Raw genomic sequence first — 17,882 nt, 5'->3', positions numbered from 1 at the left:
GATAAGCGCATGGATAAGGAACTGCTGGCAATGCTGGTCTGCCCGTTGTGTAACGGTAAGCTGAAGTATGATCGCGATGCTCAAGAGCTGCGCTGCCACTACGATGGCCTTGCCTATCCGATCAAAGAGGGGATTCCGGTGATGTTGCCGGAAGAGGCTCGCGTGATGGATGCTGATGAAAAGCTGCCTACTTCTCCAGGACGCTCTCCAGGACGTTCCCAAGAGCGTTTAGGAGACGCTTAATGGCTGTCTTTGATGACATGGTTGATTTCAAGGTGCCTGATTTTACCGTCGTCGTACCTGCTCGCTACGGCTCTACCCGGCTGCCCGGCAAGCCACTGCTTGATATTGCCGGGGAACCGATGGTCGCTCACGTATGGCGCCGTGCTTGCCAAAGCCACGCCAGCCGAGTGGTCGTGGCAACAGACGATAGCCGTATTCGTGATGCCATGCTGCCCTACGGCGCCGAAGTGATCATGACCCGCGACGATCACCCCTCGGGCACCGACCGATTAGCCGAGGCGGCTGGTATATTGGCATTGACGGATGATGCGCTGCTGGTGAATGTGCAGGGCGATGAGCCGCTGATTCCTCCCGCGCTGATCGACCAGGTGGCTCTGCGCCTAGCCGACGATCCCGGAGCGTCGATAGCCACGCTGGCGGAGCCTATCAATGACGTGGACACGCTGTTTAATCCCAACGTGGTCAAGGTGGTGCGCACACTGCAAGGCCGCGCGCTGTATTTCTCACGGGCCCCTATCCCCTGGGATCGTGAGCAGTTCAAAACGCCACCGTCCATGCTGGCAACCGATGCCTGGCTGCGCCATATCGGGTTGTATGCGTATCGTGCTGGCTTTCTAGCCGCCTATCGGGACTGGCCTGCCTCAAGCCTCGAACAGCTTGAACAGCTAGAACAGTTGCGTGCGCTGCAGAATGGTCACGCTATTCAAGTGGCATTGGCCTGCGAAGCAAACCCTGCCGGTGTTGATACGGCCGAGGATCTAGCGCGGATTCGGGCGCTGCTGGCCTAGCGCGGGTTCGGGTGTTGCCGGTTTAGCGCAGGGGCGGGCGCTTGCTTGGGCAGCTCAGTTTTTAAGGAGCTATCGTGAAAGTATTATTTGTATGTTTAGGAAATATTTGCCGTTCACCGACCGCCGAAGGTGTTTTTCGTCGTGCTCTTGAGCGAGCAGGGTTGGCCGATGAGGTCGAGATAGACTCCTGCGGCGTCGGCAGTTGGCATTTGGGCAAAGCGCCAGACGCCCGCGCGCAGCAGGCAGCACTACTGCGCGGTATCGATATAAGCGACCTGCATGCCCGCCAGCTAAGCGAACACGATTTTACCCAATTCGACTACGTGCTAGGCATGGATCAGGACAATTTACGCGCCATGCGCGAGCTGAAGCCTGCCAATAGCCAGGCGCATGTTGGGCTGTTTTTAGATTTTGCTGGTACCCCCGGTGCTGAAGTCCCAGACCCCTATTTTGGCGGGGATGAAGGATTTGAGAAGGCTCTGGATATGATTGAAGCTGCATCAGAAGGGCTGATTCGACACCTTAAGCGAGAGCTGTAATGGGGCTAATGGTGTGGCTGCACAGATGAATATTCTCAGCAATGTGGATTTGTCCGCCGCTAATACACTTAGGCTCCCCTGCCAAGCAGAGCGCTTCGCGTCACCAAAGACATTAACAGCTCTACGCCAAACGTTAGCCGAGGCACGCCATGAAGGCTGGCCCGTCACGCTGCTCGGTGGCGGCAGCAATGTTCTGCTTCCCGAGGCACTACCAGGTTTGGTGGTGCGGCCTGATTTGCAACAGCACTGGCTCAGTCAGCGTCAAGGGCATGTGCTTGCCCATGTAGGGGCGGGAGTTAATTGGCATACGCTGGTGATGGCGACTGCTGCACACGGCCTGTGGGGCATTGAAAACCTGGCGCTGATCCCTGGCAGTTGTGGTGCAGCGCCGGTGCAGAACATTGGCGCCTACGGCGTTGAGCTTGCCGACACGCTGCAAGCGGTGCAGGTAATGGAGCTTGCCACCGGGCGGGTAAATTGGCTAAGCGCGCAAGAGTGCGCCTTTGGTTACCGTGAGAGTATTTTTAAAGGCGAGTTGGCAGGTAGCATTGTGATCACTCAGTTAGTCTTGCGTTTGTCACGCACGCCAGCACCCCGGCTAGGGTATGGCGATCTCGCCGCACGTTTAGCAAGCCCTCCCACACCGCTCGCGGTAGCCGAAGCGGTATGTGGTATTCGACGCGAGAAGCTGCCCGACCCACAGGTGCTGGCCAACGCGGGGAGCTTCTTCAAAAATCCGCTGGTAGCTGATGTGCTGGCAGCGCAGTTGTTGCAGCAGTATCCTGCTATGCCCCATTTCCCCCAGGAAGGAGGGCAAACAAAGCTGGCGGCGGGGTGGTTAATCGACCAGTGTGGCTTGAAAGGGATGCGTGATGGTGCCTTCGGAGTACACCAGCATCAAGCGTTGGTGCTGGTGCACTTTGGCGGCGGTGATCGTCAAGGGCTAATGAAAACAGCTAGCTATATCGCTGACCAGGTCGAGGCACGCTTTGGGGTGCGTTTAGAGCCCGAGCCGCGGTTAATTAATCCCTGTTAGTTAATCTCTATTAGTTAATTTCTATTAGTTAATCTCTAGGCCCTGCCTCTAAGGTGCACATAACGCAAAAATCCCCGCCGAAGCGGGGATTTTTGTTACTGCAATACGCGCGAACGATCTATTCGGAGCGTGTGTCTTGCTGCGCCTGTTTGCGCTTCTCACGCGGGTCATTGTGGGCCCGTGTGCGACGGCGGCGGGGTTTAGGCGCTTCTTCAGTTACTGCGGCTTCAGCGGGTGCTTCACTGGTGACCGGTTGAGTGGGCTGAGCGTCTGCTTCAGTTGCAGGGGGAGCAGTCACAGGCGTTTCAGTCGCTGCTAGTTCGTCGCTGCTCTTTTCAGGACTGTCTTCAGAACTATTCGGTTCAGCGCTACTCTCTTCAATGCTCCTTTCTTCAGCGACTCGGTCTTCAGCGTTTGTGTCTTTAACGCTCTTAGGCTCATCACCTTTTTCTGCGCTGTCTTGCTTTGGCTCGCTGTTGGCAGGCTCTTCAGTTGAAGGGGCTGCGGCGACACTCTCAGAAGCGTTCTCAGAAGTACTCTCAGCAACATCTGGGTTTGCCGCTTCCTGGCGAGTTTGGGTGCTAGCTGGCGCTTCGGGCTGATGCTCGTCGCTGCTTTGATCCGTACCCGCACTATTGAAAGGTGCCGGGGAGGCCGCCTCTTCAATAGTTGCGGCTGGATCAACGGCGTTGGTCGCAGGCGGTTCGACGGCTTCAGGCGCTGCCTGTTCGTTAGCACTGGGCTGCTGACTATCGGCGGTTTTCTTACTTTCAGCTGGTTCGGCGTTGGCTTTGGCCGTTGCTGAGGTCACCTCAGATGGCGCTGACGGCTCTTCGCTGGCTGTGGCCTCCGGTTCGCTTGGCTTGGCGGCGGCCTCATCCTGCTCAACGGTGCTGGCAGTTGACGTTTGCTCCGCCGGTGAAGTCGCTTTAGGCTGGCGGCGCTGGTGCGTCGACTTGCGCGCTTTAGCGTTTTCTGCCACGGGCCGGTTGGCGGTCGTCGCGTCGTCCGCTTGCTCGGCGTTGGATTCAGGCGCATCGGCTGCTGCCGCTTCTGGCTCAGCGGTATTCCCCGCGTCCGATCCTAATGCAATCGTTGTGTCATTTGTCGCTGCTTTACCCACCTGTTCTTCTGCCGCAGGGTCTTCGGCCGGCTCTGGTGTTACTGCTGACGCTTCATTCTGAGCCTCGGCCTGCAGTTTTAACTGCTCAGCTTCTGCCTGAGGGTTGATTGCCTGGGTGCGCGTGCGGTTACGCGGGTTGTTACGCGTACGCTTCGGCTTGCCGTCATCCTGCTTGGTCTCTAAGTTCTTGGACTCTGGGCTCTTGGCCGTTGCATCGCGCTGGCTGTCGCGGTTTTTGTCACCACCATCACGACGCGACTCTTTCTGCGCTGCACTTTTGCCGCTGGTGCTCTCTTTAGAGCCCTCTTTCGTGGAGCTGTCTTTGCTAGGGCTGTCTTTGGAAGAGCTATCAGCCTGGTTCTCTTTACGAGGCGCTTTGGCTGACTCTTGACCGTTAGCATCGTCCTGCTGAGGGTGGCGACGGCGGTTGCGGGTACGGCTGGGGCCGCTCCGCTTATCGCTATTGTCGTCACTGGCAGGACGCGGTGTGCTGCTGCGCTGCTCGGCTTTTTGTTCAGCTTTTGGCTCAGGGCGGGCGCTATTATCGCTGCGCGACTCGTTACGGCTTGCGTTGTCGCCACGCGACGATTTTTGCCGCGACTCGCTGCTGCGCTGATTGGTTTTGCGCTCGCCTGATTTGCGCGGCGCGGGTGTTTCAACCTTGGGCTCTGGTGTGGCTTCGGCGCCGCTTTCGTCGCTACCGAGCAGTTTGGCGAAGCCGCGGATAAAGCGCCCAATAACGCTGGGTTGCTCGCTGGCTACAGGTGCTGCTTTGGCCGCTGGGGCTGCAGCGGGCGCTTTCTCTTCCGTTTGCAGCGATGCCGGGGCGGGAGCGTTGTGGGTGACACTCTTGACGGCGGCTTCGGCGCGTTGAGCGGGCGGCACGAAGCTCGGTGTCGGCTCTTTGCCTACTTCGGTGTCGGTGGAGAGCTCAAAGCTCGATAGGCTTTGAGTGTCATCCTCGTCCAGGTGATCATCACGCAGGCGTTGCACGTCGTAGTGGGGCGTATCCATATCAGGATTGGGCAGCAGTACTACGCGAACATTCTGGCGAGACTCTAGATCTGCCAGCACGCTGCGTTTTTCGTTGAGCAGGTAAGTCGCCACGGGTACCGGTAGAATGGCGCGAATCTGTGCGCTATTCTCTTTCATCGCCTCTTCTTCAATCAGGCGCATGATAGAGAGGGAGAGCGAGCGAACATCGCGAATGGTGCCCTGGCCATTACAGCGCGGGCAGACCACGCCACTGGTTTCTCCCAGCGAGGGACGCAGGCGCTGGCGGGACATTTCCATCAGGCCAAAGCGTGAAATACGCCCAATCTGTACCCGTGCGCGATCCAGCTTGAGGGCATCGCGCATGCGGTTTTCAACTTCACGCTGGTTGCGTGCAGGCCCCATGTCGATAAAGTCAATAACCACCAAACCGCCGATATCACGCAGGCGCAGCTGGCGGGCGATTTCATCGGCGGCTTCAGAGTTGGTCTGTAGGGCGGTCTCTTCGATATCGCTGCCGCGGGTGGCGCGGGCGGAGTTGATATCGATGGAGACTAGCGCTTCGGTGTGATCGATCACAATCGAGCCGCCAGAAGGCAGCTTCACTTCGCGCTGATAGGCGGTTTCGATTTGTGATTCGATCTGGAAGCGCGAGAATAGCGGTACTTCGTCTGCGTAGAGCTTGATCTTCTGTTGATACGAGGGCATTACCTGGCGAATAAAGCTCAGCGCTTCGGCGTGAATCTCGGGGCTGTCGATCAATACTTCGCCGATGTCCTGGCGTAGGTAGTCGCGCATGGCGCGAATGATGACGTTGGATTCACGGTAGATCAGGAACGGGGCAGGGCGCTTGGCAGCTTCAGTGGTGATCGATTCCCACACCTGAACCAAGTAGTCCAAGTCCCACTGGAGCTCTTCCGGATTGCGACCAATGCCTGCAGTGCGCACGATCAGGCCCATTTTATCCGGCACGGTCAACTGACCCATGGCGTCTTTGAGCTGACTGCGCTCGTCGCCTTCGATACGGCGAGAAATGCCACCTGCACGCGGGTTATTGGGCATCAATACCAAAAAGCGACCAGCCAGGCTGACAAAGGTGGTTAGCGCGGCACCTTTATTGCCACGCTCCTCTTTATCGACCTGGACGATGACCTCTTGACCCTCTTTAAGCACTTCTTTAATGCTCGGACGTCCGGAAACGTCTTTGACAAAGTACTCGCGAGAGATCTCCTTGAGGGGCAAAAAGCCGTGACGGTCGGCGCCGTAGTCAACGAAGGCAGCTTCCAGGGAGGGCTCTACGCGGGTGATTTTACCGCGATAGATATTGGCTTTTTTCTGTTCTCTTGCGCCGGATTCGATATCTAAATCGTATAGGCGTTGTCCATCAACTAAAGCGACACGCAGCTCTTCGGGCTGGGTCGCATTGATAAGCATCCGTTTCATAGTGTCTCGCATAGCGTTGCGTGCCGGCGAACTGCCTATTGGGTGACGTAGGCGAATCGCTGGGTGCTGCGTGCTTGTGCTCGGCGCATTGCAATGCTGACGCGTCAAGCCGGGAAGGCATCATCGCCAACCCGGCCGATAGGGCGTTGAGTACGTGGCGGAGGCAGGACGTGTTCCGGTGGCTGTCACGTCCATCCGGCCCTGCTGACACCGCCAACACCTGGCATTCATCGATTCACCAACGCCGGCCACCGGCACAGCGTTGAACTTTTCGCCCGGAATCAGTCATCGCCTTGTGACGAATAAGGCGGAGCTGCTCAGGACGTGGCGTTGTTTAGTTGCTGCCTGCCGTTGAGGGCAAGGCTTATTTTCCTCTGCCGGCATAAAAAACGGGCGGCAGAGTTACTGCATTTTTAAGATCATCTTTTAATACTGGAAAACGGGCAATGCGTACACTGGTGCCGTTTTTGCGTTCAGGCCTGCGTGTTAGTCGGGCAGGCGCATTAACCAAGCTCAGCGGTGATGCTCTCTGCTAACAAATTTAATCAATTAGCTATCGAACAGCTAGTCACTAGCGCTAGACAAGACAGCTTTCTGCGCTTAGCTGGTGAACGATTTCGAATATAACAGTAAAGACTACGACCAGCAATTGACGCAATGCCCTTGGGTCTACGCTAGAATGCCGTTTTTAAGCAGGAGTAAGTAGTAATGTCCGAAGGGCGTGAAGTGCAGTGGGTGGATATCGCCCCGGAGCAAGCAGGGCAGCGAATTGATAATTTTCTCATGACGCGGCTTAAAGGGGCGCCTCGCGCGCTTATTTATCGCATCGTACGTAAAGGCGAGGTGCGCGTTAATAAAAAACGCGTGAAGGTGGATTACCGTTTGCAAGCGGGGGATTTAGTACGCGTTCCGCCGCTGCGTTTGGCGCCTCGCGAAGCGGTGAAGGAAGTCAGTGATAATTTGCGCGACCTCCTGGTAGGCAGCGTTATTATGGAAGGCCCCGATTGGATGGTGCTTAATAAACCTTCTGGTTTGGCAGTGCATGGCGGCAGTGGGGTTAAAATTGGTTTAATAGAAGCGCTGCGTCAAGTGCGCGATGATCTGAGCTTTCTGGAACTGGTTCACCGCTTGGATCGCGATACGTCGGGCTGTTTGCTGCTGGCCAAGTCACGCGATGCGCTGGTGACGCTGAACGAGTCGTTGAAAAAGCACGGTATGGATAAGCGTTATCTGGCCTTGGTCAGTGGGCGCTGGCCAGCGCGGAAAACCTATGAGAGTGCTCGGTTAGACCGCTTTGATGCCGGTAACGGCGAGCGGAGGGTAAGGGTAGATCCCAACGGAAAAGTGTCGCGCACCCATTTTTCGGTGGTCGAAACCTTCGAAAAAGTAACCCTTATAGAGGCTGAGCCGGTCACGGGCCGTACCCACCAGATTCGCGTACATGCCGCCCACGCAGGCCATGCGTTATTAGGTGACGATAAGTACGCTACCCGTGAAAGTGGTCTGCTCACCAAGCAGTTAGGTCTGGGGCGTTTGTTCCTTCATGCGCGAGCGCTGACCTTTCCTGAGCCCACTAACGGCCGCCCGGTTACCGTCAAAGCGCCGCTGCCAGAAGCCCTGGAAGAAGCGCTCAAGCGCGCCCGTCAATAACTTCTTTCTTCACCGCGTTGCCTTTTACAGGGAGCTGCCATGCAGTACGAGCTAATTATATTTGATTGGGACGGCACCTTGATGGACTCAGTGCCGCGGATTGTGTCATGTATGCAGGCGGCTGCTTTAGAGGCTGAGTGGGGGGCGCTTACAGCGGCTGAGGTGGAAGATATTATTGGCCTGGGGCTGCCCGAGGCAATTGCCAAGCTCTGCCCAGGTATATTGCCTGCTCAGGCCGAGCGGCTTCGCGAGCGTTACGCGCACCATTTTGTGCAGGCTGATACCACGCCAATGGCGTTTTTTAGCGGTGTCGAAGCGCATATCGCCCGTTTGCGTGGGCATGAGCAACAGCGTTTAGCAGTAGCAACAGGTAAAAGCCGTCGCGGGCTTGACCGTATTTTTACTGAGACCGGTAGCGGCGCGTGGTTTCATGCCAGCCGTACCGCGGATGAAACCCGCTCTAAACCGCACCCGCAGATGCTTTCAGAGTTACTGGCTGAGCTTGCGGTGCCGGTCGAGCGGGCGGTGATGGTCGGCGATACTGAGTATGATATGGAAATGGCTAGGGCGATGGGCATGGATCGGGTGGGGGTAAGCTATGGGGTGCATGCGCCTGAGCGCCTGGCAATGAGCGAACCCAAGTGGATTGCCCATAGCGTAGACGAGCTTTTTGATCGGTTATAAGGACATTTTATGAGTGACGATCCAACCCGCCAAGAGGGTACGCAAGAGGGTCATGATGGCCCGGTTAATAGTGACCAGACCAACGAGTTCAAGGAGGATCCCTGGACTGAAGGGCCCGAGGTTCCGCCTGGTAAGGGGGCTAAGCAGACCTCAGGAGCGCCAGGTGATGATGCCGAAACCCTGCGCGAACGCCAGCGATTAGCGCAGCTGGAAATGATGGATCACTGGATAGGCGGTGTCTTGACCGAGCAACGGCGTACCCGCCGCTGGAAGCTGTTTTTCCGGCTGATGTTTCTCGCTGTTGTGCTGGTGGCGCTGTCTGCCGCACTTTATAGCCTGTTCTGGGATTCGCCGAGTGTCGCAACGCCCACCCAACGCCACTTGGGCATTGTTGAGGTTAATGGCGTAATCGCCAGCGATTCGCCAGCCAATGCGGAGCGCATCATCCAAGGGTTAAACCGAGCCTGGGATGCCGAAAGCGCTGCTGCTGTGGTGCTGCACATTAATAGTCCCGGTGGTAGCCCCGTTCAGTCTCAGCGTATCTATGCGGAAATCATGCGCCTGCGCGAGCAGGGTGATAAGCCGATTATCGCGGTGATTGAGGATATCGGTGCCAGCGGCGCTTATTACATTGCTGCAGCGGCAGATGAGATTATTGCCTCGCCGGTGAGCTTAGTGGGCTCGATTGGTGTGATTTACGCTGGTTTTGGCTTTGAGGAGGCGATAGAGCGCCTTGGCGTTGAGCGCCGCGTGCTTACGGCAGGAGAGAATAAGGCCTTCTTAGATCCATTCCAGCCGCTGGACGATGATGCAGAGACGTTTTGGCAAGGTGTGCTGAGCCAAACCCATCGCCAATTTATCGATGACGTCCGCGCGGGTCGCGGCGAACGGCTCAGTGATAGCTCGGATATTTTCTCAGGCCTGATCTGGAGTGGCGAGCAGGGCATCGAGCTAGGGTTGGTCGATCAGTTGGGTAGCCTCGAACAGCTGTCTCGCGATCAAGTAGGTAACATCGACTGGGTGGACTATACGCCGAGTCTTGATCCATTTGAGCGCTTTACTCGGCGTTTTACCGAGGTTGCCGCTGAAGTGCTAGGTATTAGGGCGCCTAACACCCCGCTTCGTTTCTGATCGCCAATTCACGTCCTGGGCCCTAGGGCGCGCCAAGCGGATCCAAGCCCGCTTGGCGCAACATGTCGCAGAGCGCGATCAGCGGTAGCCCGATCAGCGCGTTGGGGTCGCGGCCTTCCAGTTTTTCAAACAGCGCAATGCCCAGGCCTTCCATCCGAAAGCTGCCAGCGCTATCTAACGGCTGCTCTTTGGTGACATAGTTTTCGATCTCTTGCGTGCTAAGAGTGCGAAACACGACCTCGAAGGGCTCGACATGGACTTGATGGCGCTGGTGGCGAGTATCCAGTAGCGCTAAACCGGTCAGGAAGGTGACGCGCTGGCCAGAAAAGCGGGTAAGGTTAGCGCAGGCCTTTTCTGTGGTATGTGGTTTGCCAAGAATGTCGCCTTCAAATACCGCCACCTGGTCGGAGCCTATAATGCAGTGGTGGGGGAAGTGAGCCGACACGGCGTTGGCTTTGCTAAGTGCTAGGCGATGTACCAGTGCGTGTGGTGTTTCGCCATCATGCGGCGTTTCATCAATATCCGGTGAATGGCACTGGTAGGGGAGTTGTAGGCGATCCAGCAGCTCACGCCGCCAGCGTGAGCTTGAGGCAAGCACCAGCTCTGTATTTAAGGACTGAGCAGTTGATGACTGGGTGCTTGAGGGCTCGGTCATGGCGGGTGAGGTCACAGAAAACTCCTGGCTAATGTGGTTGCGCTAGTGGGACGGCAAAGCAGTAGAGTGTAGCGAAAGCTGCGAATTGTGCCCATGTCGGCTGTTTACCGAGGCCTATGTTGGTTATTTATTGAGGAAGCGATGAAGAAATACACCGACAGCTTTGACACCAGCAGGGGGAGTGCCTATCATTGCGCGCCTATGTTGACCTCACAACTCCCCAGTCGGGTGGAGCCTTATAAGCTCGCAGCCCGCCACGAACGAATCGAAGGCCTGGTAGCGCTGGATAAGCTGCCACGTCTTGCCGAAGAAGCGGGTGACCAAACCGGCGACTGTCATGTCGTGCTTGAGTTTGGTGTCGATGCTCAAGGCCGTCGTGAAATTCGTGGCCACTTGCAAGCGACGTTGGCGCTTGCCTGCCGACGCTGCCTAGTGCCGCTGCCTCAAGAGGTGAGTAGTGACTTTCTGCTTGGAATGGTCACTGATGAAGCCTTGGCGGCCGAGTTGCCTGCTAGTCATGAACCGGTGCTGGTGGAAAAGGAACAGCTGGATCTTCTGACGGTAGTTGAGGATGAATTGATTCTCAGCCTGCCCCAGGTGGTCTATCACGATGAAGCCGAATGTCATGTCTCGGCGGAGCAGCTGGTCAGCAAAACAGAAGGCGCGGCGTCAGATACAGCGCCAGCGACGAACCCTTTCGCGGTGCTGAATGTCTTGAAAGGCAAAAAATAAGCACCCTTTACCTTAAATACCTTGGAGTAAACCCCCATGGCAGTTCAACAGAACCGTAAAACTCGTTCCAAGCGCGGCATGCGTCGCAGCCACGATGCGCTGACCGCTCCGACGCTGTCTCAGGACAAAGAAACCGGTACGACTCACCTGCGTCACCACGTTTCTCCAGACGGTTTCTACCGTGGTCGTAAAGTGGTTGAGGTATAAGCCTCAACTGCATTACTAAGCGGTTAAACGGACTCAGTGCGGTATGCGCTTAGCGATTGATGTGATGGGGGGTGACCAAGGCCCTCATGCGATTATCGCAGGCTCCGCAAGGGCGGTGTTAGAACACCCCGGTCTTGAGCTGGTTCTGTTTGGCCCGCGTCAGCAGATTATTGCTGAGCTTTCGCGCTTGCCGCAGCCTCTGGCTGCGGCAACGTCACGTTTGGTGGCGCGTGATTCGCCCGATAGCGTAATGCCGGGGGCAACAGCGGCCTGGGCGTTGCGCAGAGGCGAGGCAACGAGCATGGCGCGCATGCTGCAGTGCGTCGCTCAGGGTGAAGCTGTGGCTGGTGTAAGCGCAGGCAATACGGCAGCGCTTGTTGCCTTGGCAAGGCGCGAACTGGGGATGGTCGAGGGGATTTCTCGTCCGGCAATCAGTACCGCGATCCCAGCCCGCCAAGGGCGCCGCTGCTATTTGCTGGACTTAGGCGCCAACGTGGATTCCCCTGCCCATCGACTGGTCGATTTTGCACTGATGGGGGCGGCGATGTCGCAGTGTATCGATGGCACTGCGGTGCCGCGCGTGGCGCTACTCAACGTTGGCGCTGAAGCCACCAAGGGGAGTGTGAGCGTACGTGAGGCTGATCGTCTGCTGCGTGAGTATGCCAGTGGTAGTGGTTTCGACTATCAAGGCTATGCTGAGGGTGGCGACCTGTTTAAAGGCCAGCTTGATGTGGTGGTGTGTGATGGCTTTGTGGGCAACGCTGTCCTCAAGGCGAGCGAAGGTTTGACGAGTATGTTGGTTGAACGCGTGCAGATGGCGTTTGAGTCGCGCCTAAGTGGTCGTTTGGCAAGCCTACTGGCCAAGCCTGTGTTAAAGCGCTTAAAGCAAGAGCTTGACCCCGTGCGCTACAACGGGGCCAGTTTATTGGGGTTGCGCGGTATCGTAGTGAAAAGTCACGGCAGTACTCATGCCGATGGGTTTTACTACGCTATTCATCGCGCCCTGCAGGAAGTAGAACATAACTTACCTGCGCGGATCGCAGGCCGCTGGCAAGCGCCATCAAGTGAAAACGATGGCACAGGCCAGCCATGATCAGATAATAACGATTTAACTTTTTTGCGGGTTTATAGGTGGCATCAGGATGTGCCAATAACCTCGCCTATCGCTCATATGAGCAAATGCCTACAAGAGCAAAGGTGAACGACATGTCTCAACCCCTTGCCCTCATTTTTCCCGGGCAAGGCTCTCAGCAGCTTGGAATGCTGCGAGAGCTTGCCGAGCGCTATAGTGTGGTGGGAACGACATTTGAGGAAGCGTCGGATGCTTTGGGCTACGATTTGTGGAAAGTCGTCCAAGAAGGCCCCGAAGAGTCGCTTAATGCAACCGCTTGTACCCAGCCTGCGCTGCTTTCTGCCAGCGTCGCCATTTGGCGTGTGTGGCAAGAGCTGGAAGGGCCGCGGCCGACGGTTATGGCGGGCCATAGCCTGGGCGAATACAGCGCTATGGTGTGCGCAGGCGTCATGAGCTTTGCCGAAGGCGTCAACTTGGTACGTCTGCGCGGAGAAGCCATGCAGGCGGCGGTGCCTGCTGGCGAAGGCGGTATGGCGGCGATCCTGGGCTTGGCAGACGATGCGGTTGAAGCCGCCTGTGAAAAGGCTGCCCAGGGCGACGTTGTTTCAGCGGTCAACTACAATTCCCCTGGGCAAGTGGTGATAGCGGGCTCTAAAGTGGCCGTTGAGCGAGCTATTGTTGCTTGCCAGGAGGCCGGTGCCAGGCGTGCCATGGCATTGCCGGTTTCCGTGCCGTCGCACTGTGCATTGATGCGCCCTGCGGCCGAGCGCCTGGCAGAGGCGATACAAACTATCGAGCTGCGGGCGCCGCGCTACAGTGTCATCCAAAACGTCGATGCCCAGGCCCATGCCGATACCGCGACATTGAGCACGCGGCTAGTCGAGCAGCTCTATCAGCCGGTGCGTTGGAGCGCCTGTGTTGAAGCCATGGCGGATCAAGGCGTGGAGGTGTTCATTGAGTGCGGGCCAGGAAAGGTGTTGACTGGCCTCAATAAGCGTATCGTGAAGGGTAGCAAGGGATTGGCGGTGAATGATCCTGACAGTCTGGAAGCCGCGCTTGAGCTGGCGCGTGAAACCTTGGCTGATAAGGCGTGACCAAGAGAGATTGCAATCCACTATCCTTGCTTGATTACACGGTTAGAGGCAGAACGTTATGACACAAGAGAGTAGAGTTGCCCTGGTAACAGGGGCGAGTCGTGGTATTGGTCAGGCCATTGCTCGCGAGCTAGGTCGCCAGGGCCGTATCGTCATTGGCACCGCGACCAGTGAGTCTGGCGCTGAAAAAATTGATGCCGATTTGAAAGAGCACGGCATTGAAGGGGCAGGTCTATGTCTTAACGTGACCGACCAGACCAGTATCGATAGCGTATTGAAAACGATTACTGAGCGCTTTGGTGCGCCGACTATTTTGGTCAACAACGCGGGTATCACGCGTGATAATCTGCTGATGCGCATGAAAGAAGATGAGTGGGATTCCGTCATGGATACCAATCTGAAATCTGTCTATCGTGTTAGCAAGGCGTGTTTACGGGGTATGACCAAGGCGCGGTTTGGGCGTATTGTGTCGATTAGTTCTGTAGTGGCAACCATGGGCAACCTGGGCCAAACTAACTATGCTGCAGCTAAGGCCGGTATGGAAGGTTTTAGCCGCGCGCTAGCGCGTGAGGTCTCCTCTCGTGCGATTACGGTTAACGCAGTGGCACCGGGCTTTATTGCGACTGATATGACCGAAGCGCTACCTGAAGCACAGCACGAAATGCTGCTTAAGCAAATTCCGCTGGCCCGTTTAGGGGCGCCGGAAGAGATCGCCGCAGCAGTGGGTTTTTTGACCAGTGATGCAGCCGGTTACATCACTGGCGAGACGCTTCACGTGAATGGCGGCATGAATATGCGTTGATGGCCTTGGGCTTGGCGGTTGCGTCTACCCAAGGGCGTCTATAAACTACCCCGCAGCTTTTGGCTTGCGGTTTCCAAATAGCTGGTTATCAAAAACGGCTAATGTGAACGACTGGAGTACGTTAATGAGTACTATTGAAGAGCGCGTTAAGAAAGTTGTAGCAGAGCGCCTGAACGTTAAAGAAGAAGACATCCAAAACAGCTCTTCTTTTACAGAAGACTTGGGTGCTGATTCGCTCGACACCGTTGAGCTGGTCATGGCTTTGGAAGAGGAATTCGATACTGAAATTCCCGATGAAGAAGCTGAGAAGATCACCACGGTTCAAGAAGCCATCGATTACGTGAACGCCCACCAGTAAGGGCTGCGTCGATGCATCGAACCAGGGTGGGGTGCTAGCCACCCGCCTTAAAAGCCGTCCTTTTCCAGGACGGCTTTTTTGCTTTGCTGCCACAATGCTTATAACGTTCAATCTCCGTTATACTGTTGACCAAATTTAAGCAGCAAATGACCCAAGTGGGTCGCGTCACCATGGATGCCTGGAGGAAAGCTGATGGCACGGAAAAGGGTAGTGGTAACTGGGTTAGGCCTGGTGACCCCAGTGGGTAATAGCGTTGATGAGTCGTGGGCCAACATTGTGGCCGGTAAAAGCGGTATTACGCCTATTGAGCATTTCGACACCAGCGGTTTTAACACTCGTTTTGGTGGATCGATCAAAAACTTTGATATTAGCCCGTATCTGAATCCTAAAGATGCCCGCAAGATGGATCTGTTTATTCAGTACGGCATGGCGGCGGGCGCCCAAGCGGTAGAAGATTCGGGGATTGAGTGCACCGAAGAGAATGCCGATCGCATCGGTGTGGCTATCGGCTCAGGCATTGGTGGCCTACCCATGATTGAGCATAACCACAACGCACTCAACAAAGGTGGCGCTCGCAAGATATCGCCATTCTTCGTGCCGGGCTCTATCATCAATATGATTTCGGGCAATATGGCGATTCAGCACGGCTTCAGAGGCCCGAACATTGCCATTACGACTGCCTGCACCACCGGTACTCATAATATTGGTTATAGCGCACGCACCATCGCCTATGGCGATGCGGACGTGATGATCTGTGGTGGGGCTGAAATGGCCACCACGCCGCTGGGCCTGGGTGGTTTTTCTGCGGCTCGCGCGCTCTCTACGCGTAATGACGATCCACAAGCGGCAAGCCGCCCTTGGGATACCGACCGTGATGGTTTCGTGTTATCCGATGGTGCCGGTGTGCTGGTGCTTGAGGAGTATGAGCACGCCAAGGCGCGGGGTGCCAATATCTACGCCGAGCTGGTGGGCTTTGGTATGAGCGATGATGCTTATCACATGACTTCACCGCCGGAAGATGGACGTGGCGCAGCGCTCTCCATGCGCAATGCGATTAAAGATGCCCAGGTTGACGTTTCTTCGGTTCACTACATCAACGCCCATGGTACCTCCACTGCGGCAGGCGATCTGGCCGAAAGTCGTGCCATTGAGAACGTCTTGGGTGGCGCTGCAAGCAGCGTGGCAGTGAGCTCCACCAAATCGATGATTGGCCACCTGTTGGGCGCCGCCGGTGCGGTAGAGGCGGTGTTTAGTATTCTGGCTATTCGTGATCAGGTCGCGCCGCCCACGATTAATCTGGATAACCCGCAGGAAGGCTGCAATCTGGACTATGTGCCGCATACTGCGAGGGATATGCGCATTGATATGGCGCTTTCAAATTCCTTCGGTTTTGGTGGTACCAACGGCTCGCTGCTATTTAAGAAGGTGTAGTTAGCGATGCTGCCGCCTACGTTATGTGATGATCAATCTGTGCAGTTTGATGATCGTGGGCTGGCGTATGGTGATGGTCTGTTTGAAACGGTGCTATTGCGGGCGGGAAAGCCTATGCTGTGGCGCTATCATAAGGAGCGCCTGGCACAAGGCTGTCATCGGCTTGGGCTACCGCTACCCTGCCAGGAGGCCCTTGACGCCACCTGGCAAGGCGATCCCACTGCTGAGTTCGAAGTGCTTAAGCTGATACTGACCCGAGGCAGCGGCGGGCGTGGCTATGCCCAGCCCGATCAGATCACGCCGCGGCTGCTCAGTCGTCGAACGCCGTTTCAACCGTCGGTTAAGCGCTGGCAGGAAGGCGTGACAGTGCGGCTTTGCGATTTGCGGCTGGCCCGTCAGCCTCGGTTGGCAGGTATCAAGCACCTAAATCGACTGGAAAACGTACTGGCCCGCCAAGAGTGGGTCGATGCCACTATTGCCGAAGGATTGCTCGCCGACAGTGAAGGCCTTGTGGTAGAAGCCACCAGTATGAATGTTTTTTGGCAACAGGCGGGGGAAGTGTTAACGCCTCTGCTTGACCAGTGCGGCGTGGCTGGCACGTTGCGTGCTGCATTGCTTGACCAAGGTGCCGCCGCTCAGGCGTCGCTGACGCTTCATCAACTTGTTGATGTCGAGCGGCTATGGGTGGCCAACTCTGTTCAGGGTGTATGGCCTGTTACCACCTTGCTTGCCGCGGATGGTTCACTGCTGCAGCGCTGGCCTCTGAGTCAGCCTGACCCGTTCCAGCGTTTGGCACATCAGCTATTGGGCGTTGTTTAAACGCCAGTGTTTAGATATCGCTCTGCAATTTTTTAGAGGTGTCATGGTGAAACGGTTATTAACCGCTTTATTGGTGTTAGTAGTGGTTGGGGCTGCAAGTGCAGCAGGCGGTTATTTCTATTGGCAGAGCCGATTAGAGGCACCGCTAGCGCTCGATGAGCCAATGCTTTACCAAGTGCCCTCTGGTGCGGGCTTTAATCAGGTCGTGGCGCAATTGGAAGAGCAGGGCGTGCTGGAGGATGCTTGGGCGTTTCGCTTGCTAGCGCGGGTCGAGCCGGAACGCGTGCCACAACTGCGTACCGGCGAGTATCAGCTATTGCCGAATATGAGTGGTCTGGAAATGATGGCACTGCTGGGTAGCAATAAGGTGGTTACCTACTCGCTGACCATTCCTGAGGGGTGGTCTTTTCGGCAGATGCGCGAATTACTCAATGCGGCGCCGAAACTCGACCACCGCACGGCGGAGTTGAGCGATGCAGAGGTGATGACGTTACTCGATCGAGAAGGCACCTTTCCCGAGGGCTGGTTCTTTCCCGATACCTATCGCTATCATCTGGGTATGAGCGATGTCGATATCCTGCGCCAGTCATTGGAGCGGATGGAGCGCATTTTGGAAGAGGTGTGGGAGGAGCGCGCGGACGACCTAACCATTGACTCCCCCTACGAAGCGCTGATTATGGCCTCCTTGATCGAGCGGGAAACCGGTGCGCCCGAGGAGCGGCGCGAAATTGCCGGTGTGTTCAAGCGCCGCATGGAGCAGGGCATGCGCCTGCAAACCGACCCGACGATTATTTACGGTATGGGGGAGCGTTATGAAGGGCGAATTACCCGCGCCGATATTCGCGAGGCCACGCCCTATAACACTTACGTCATTGACGGCATACCGCCCACGCCGATTGCCATGCCTGGGCGTGCCTCCTTGGAGGCAGCGGTGAATCCACTGCCTGGCGAAACGCTCTATTTCGTTTCCCGTGGCGATGGCACGCACCATTTCTCGCGTACGCTGCGGGAGCATAACAATGCCGTTAATCGCTATATCCGCAATCGCTAATCGCCATGACACATCACCCATGATTGATGAC

At 56.4% G+C, this 17,882-nt stretch carries 18 protein-coding genes; 16 read left to right on the top strand and 2 right to left on the bottom strand.

Features of this window, described 5'->3' with window-relative positions:
* The first annotated feature begins 9 nt into the window (after window positions 1-9).
* The 4 genes from AC4EYZ_RS01915 to murB all read left to right on the top strand — a co-directional run bounded on the left by AC4EYZ_RS01915 (window position 10) and on the right by murB (window position 2,606).
* A complete protein-coding gene (locus tag AC4EYZ_RS01915) occupies window positions 10-243 on the top strand; it encodes a Trm112 family protein (protein ID WP_022523886.1) in 234 nt (77 codons plus the stop codon).
* Window positions 243-1,031, top strand: a complete 789-nt coding sequence (kdsB, locus tag AC4EYZ_RS01910) for a 3-deoxy-manno-octulosonate cytidylyltransferase (RefSeq protein ID WP_022523885.1) — start codon at window positions 243-245, stop codon at window positions 1,029-1,031. Before AC4EYZ_RS01915 ends, kdsB begins: the two co-directional genes overlap by 1 nt.
* A gap of 74 nt (window positions 1,032-1,105) precedes the next feature.
* Window positions 1,106-1,570, top strand: a complete 465-nt coding sequence (locus AC4EYZ_RS01905) for a low molecular weight protein-tyrosine-phosphatase (protein ID WP_022523884.1) — start codon at window positions 1,106-1,108, stop codon at window positions 1,568-1,570.
* A gap of 25 nt (window positions 1,571-1,595) precedes the next feature.
* Window positions 1,596-2,606 (top strand): UDP-N-acetylmuramate dehydrogenase, encoded by a 1,011-nt coding sequence (murB, locus tag AC4EYZ_RS01900; RefSeq protein ID WP_022523883.1) that lies wholly within the window; start codon window positions 1,596-1,598, stop codon window positions 2,604-2,606.
* 118 nt (window positions 2,607-2,724) lie between these two features.
* Here the strand turns inward: murB and rne are convergent, their stop codons facing one another.
* Window positions 2,725-6,165: a ribonuclease E gene (gene rne / locus AC4EYZ_RS01895; RefSeq protein ID WP_490204075.1), complete on the bottom strand. Its 3,441-nt coding sequence runs from the start codon at window positions 6,163-6,165 to the stop codon at window positions 2,725-2,727.
* A gap of 708 nt (window positions 6,166-6,873) precedes the next feature.
* Between rne and AC4EYZ_RS01890 the strand changes: the two genes are divergently transcribed.
* The 3 genes from AC4EYZ_RS01890 to sppA are packed head-to-tail and all read left to right on the top strand — an operon-like array spanning window position 6,874 to window position 9,630.
* Window positions 6,874-7,815: an RluA family pseudouridine synthase gene (locus AC4EYZ_RS01890; protein ID WP_009286408.1), complete on the top strand. Its 942-nt coding sequence runs from the start codon at window positions 6,874-6,876 to the stop codon at window positions 7,813-7,815.
* 39 nt (window positions 7,816-7,854) lie between these two features.
* A complete protein-coding gene (locus AC4EYZ_RS01885) occupies window positions 7,855-8,499 on the top strand; it encodes an HAD family hydrolase (protein WP_022523881.1) in 645 nt (214 codons plus the stop codon).
* 9 nt (window positions 8,500-8,508) lie between these two features.
* The gene (gene sppA / locus AC4EYZ_RS01880) at window positions 8,509-9,630 is read left to right on the top strand and encodes a signal peptide peptidase SppA (RefSeq protein ID WP_022523880.1); all 1,122 of its coding nucleotides are present in this window, start codon (window positions 8,509-8,511) and stop codon (window positions 9,628-9,630) included.
* A gap of 22 nt (window positions 9,631-9,652) precedes the next feature.
* On the opposite strand, the gene AC4EYZ_RS01875 is transcribed toward sppA, so the two are convergent.
* Window positions 9,653-10,285 carry a Maf family protein gene (locus tag AC4EYZ_RS01875; RefSeq protein WP_053857254.1) on the bottom strand — a complete coding sequence of 211 codons (633 nt, stop codon included), beginning with the start codon at window positions 10,283-10,285 and terminating at the stop codon, window positions 9,653-9,655.
* A gap of 201 nt (window positions 10,286-10,486) precedes the next feature.
* On the opposite strand from AC4EYZ_RS01875, the gene AC4EYZ_RS01870 reads away from it, so the two are divergent.
* The 9 genes from AC4EYZ_RS01870 to mltG all read left to right on the top strand — a co-directional run bounded on the left by AC4EYZ_RS01870 (window position 10,487) and on the right by mltG (window position 17,851).
* On the top strand, window positions 10,487-11,017 hold the full coding sequence (locus AC4EYZ_RS01870; protein ID WP_041158158.1) for a YceD family protein: 531 nt from the start codon (window positions 10,487-10,489) through the stop codon (window positions 11,015-11,017).
* Between the two features lie 36 nt (window positions 11,018-11,053).
* On the top strand, window positions 11,054-11,224 hold the full coding sequence (gene rpmF / locus AC4EYZ_RS01865) for a 50S ribosomal protein L32 (RefSeq protein ID WP_007114757.1): 171 nt from the start codon (window positions 11,054-11,056) through the stop codon (window positions 11,222-11,224).
* Between the two features lie 43 nt (window positions 11,225-11,267).
* Window positions 11,268-12,317 carry a phosphate acyltransferase PlsX gene (plsX, locus tag AC4EYZ_RS01860; protein ID WP_022523877.1) on the top strand — a complete coding sequence of 350 codons (1,050 nt, stop codon included), beginning with the start codon at window positions 11,268-11,270 and terminating at the stop codon, window positions 12,315-12,317.
* A gap of 113 nt (window positions 12,318-12,430) precedes the next feature.
* Complete coding sequence (fabD, locus tag AC4EYZ_RS01855; protein ID WP_022523876.1) at window positions 12,431-13,390, top strand: ACP S-malonyltransferase; 960 nt, start codon at window positions 12,431-12,433, stop codon at window positions 13,388-13,390.
* Window positions 13,391-13,448: 58 nt separating this feature from the next.
* Window positions 13,449-14,192: a 3-oxoacyl-ACP reductase FabG gene (fabG, locus tag AC4EYZ_RS01850; protein WP_022523875.1), complete on the top strand. Its 744-nt coding sequence runs from the start codon at window positions 13,449-13,451 to the stop codon at window positions 14,190-14,192.
* Window positions 14,193-14,316: 124 nt separating this feature from the next.
* A complete protein-coding gene (gene acpP / locus AC4EYZ_RS01845) occupies window positions 14,317-14,550 on the top strand; it encodes an acyl carrier protein (RefSeq protein WP_008956801.1) in 234 nt (77 codons plus the stop codon).
* A 192-nt stretch (window positions 14,551-14,742) separates the two neighbouring features.
* The gene (gene fabF / locus AC4EYZ_RS01840; protein ID WP_022523874.1) at window positions 14,743-15,981 is read left to right on the top strand and encodes a beta-ketoacyl-ACP synthase II; all 1,239 of its coding nucleotides are present in this window, start codon (window positions 14,743-14,745) and stop codon (window positions 15,979-15,981) included.
* A gap of 6 nt (window positions 15,982-15,987) precedes the next feature.
* A complete protein-coding gene (gene pabC, locus AC4EYZ_RS01835) occupies window positions 15,988-16,800 on the top strand; it encodes an aminodeoxychorismate lyase (RefSeq protein ID WP_022523873.1) in 813 nt (270 codons plus the stop codon).
* Between the two features lie 43 nt (window positions 16,801-16,843).
* A complete protein-coding gene (mltG, locus tag AC4EYZ_RS01830) occupies window positions 16,844-17,851 on the top strand; it encodes an endolytic transglycosylase MltG (RefSeq protein WP_022523872.1) in 1,008 nt (335 codons plus the stop codon).
* The last annotated feature ends 31 nt before the right edge of the window (window positions 17,852-17,882 follow it).

It is taken from the genome of Vreelandella sp. 162(4c), assembly GCF_058152265.1.
Note: the sequence above shows the minus strand (reverse complement) of the source record. Positions and strands in the feature narration are given on the sequence as shown.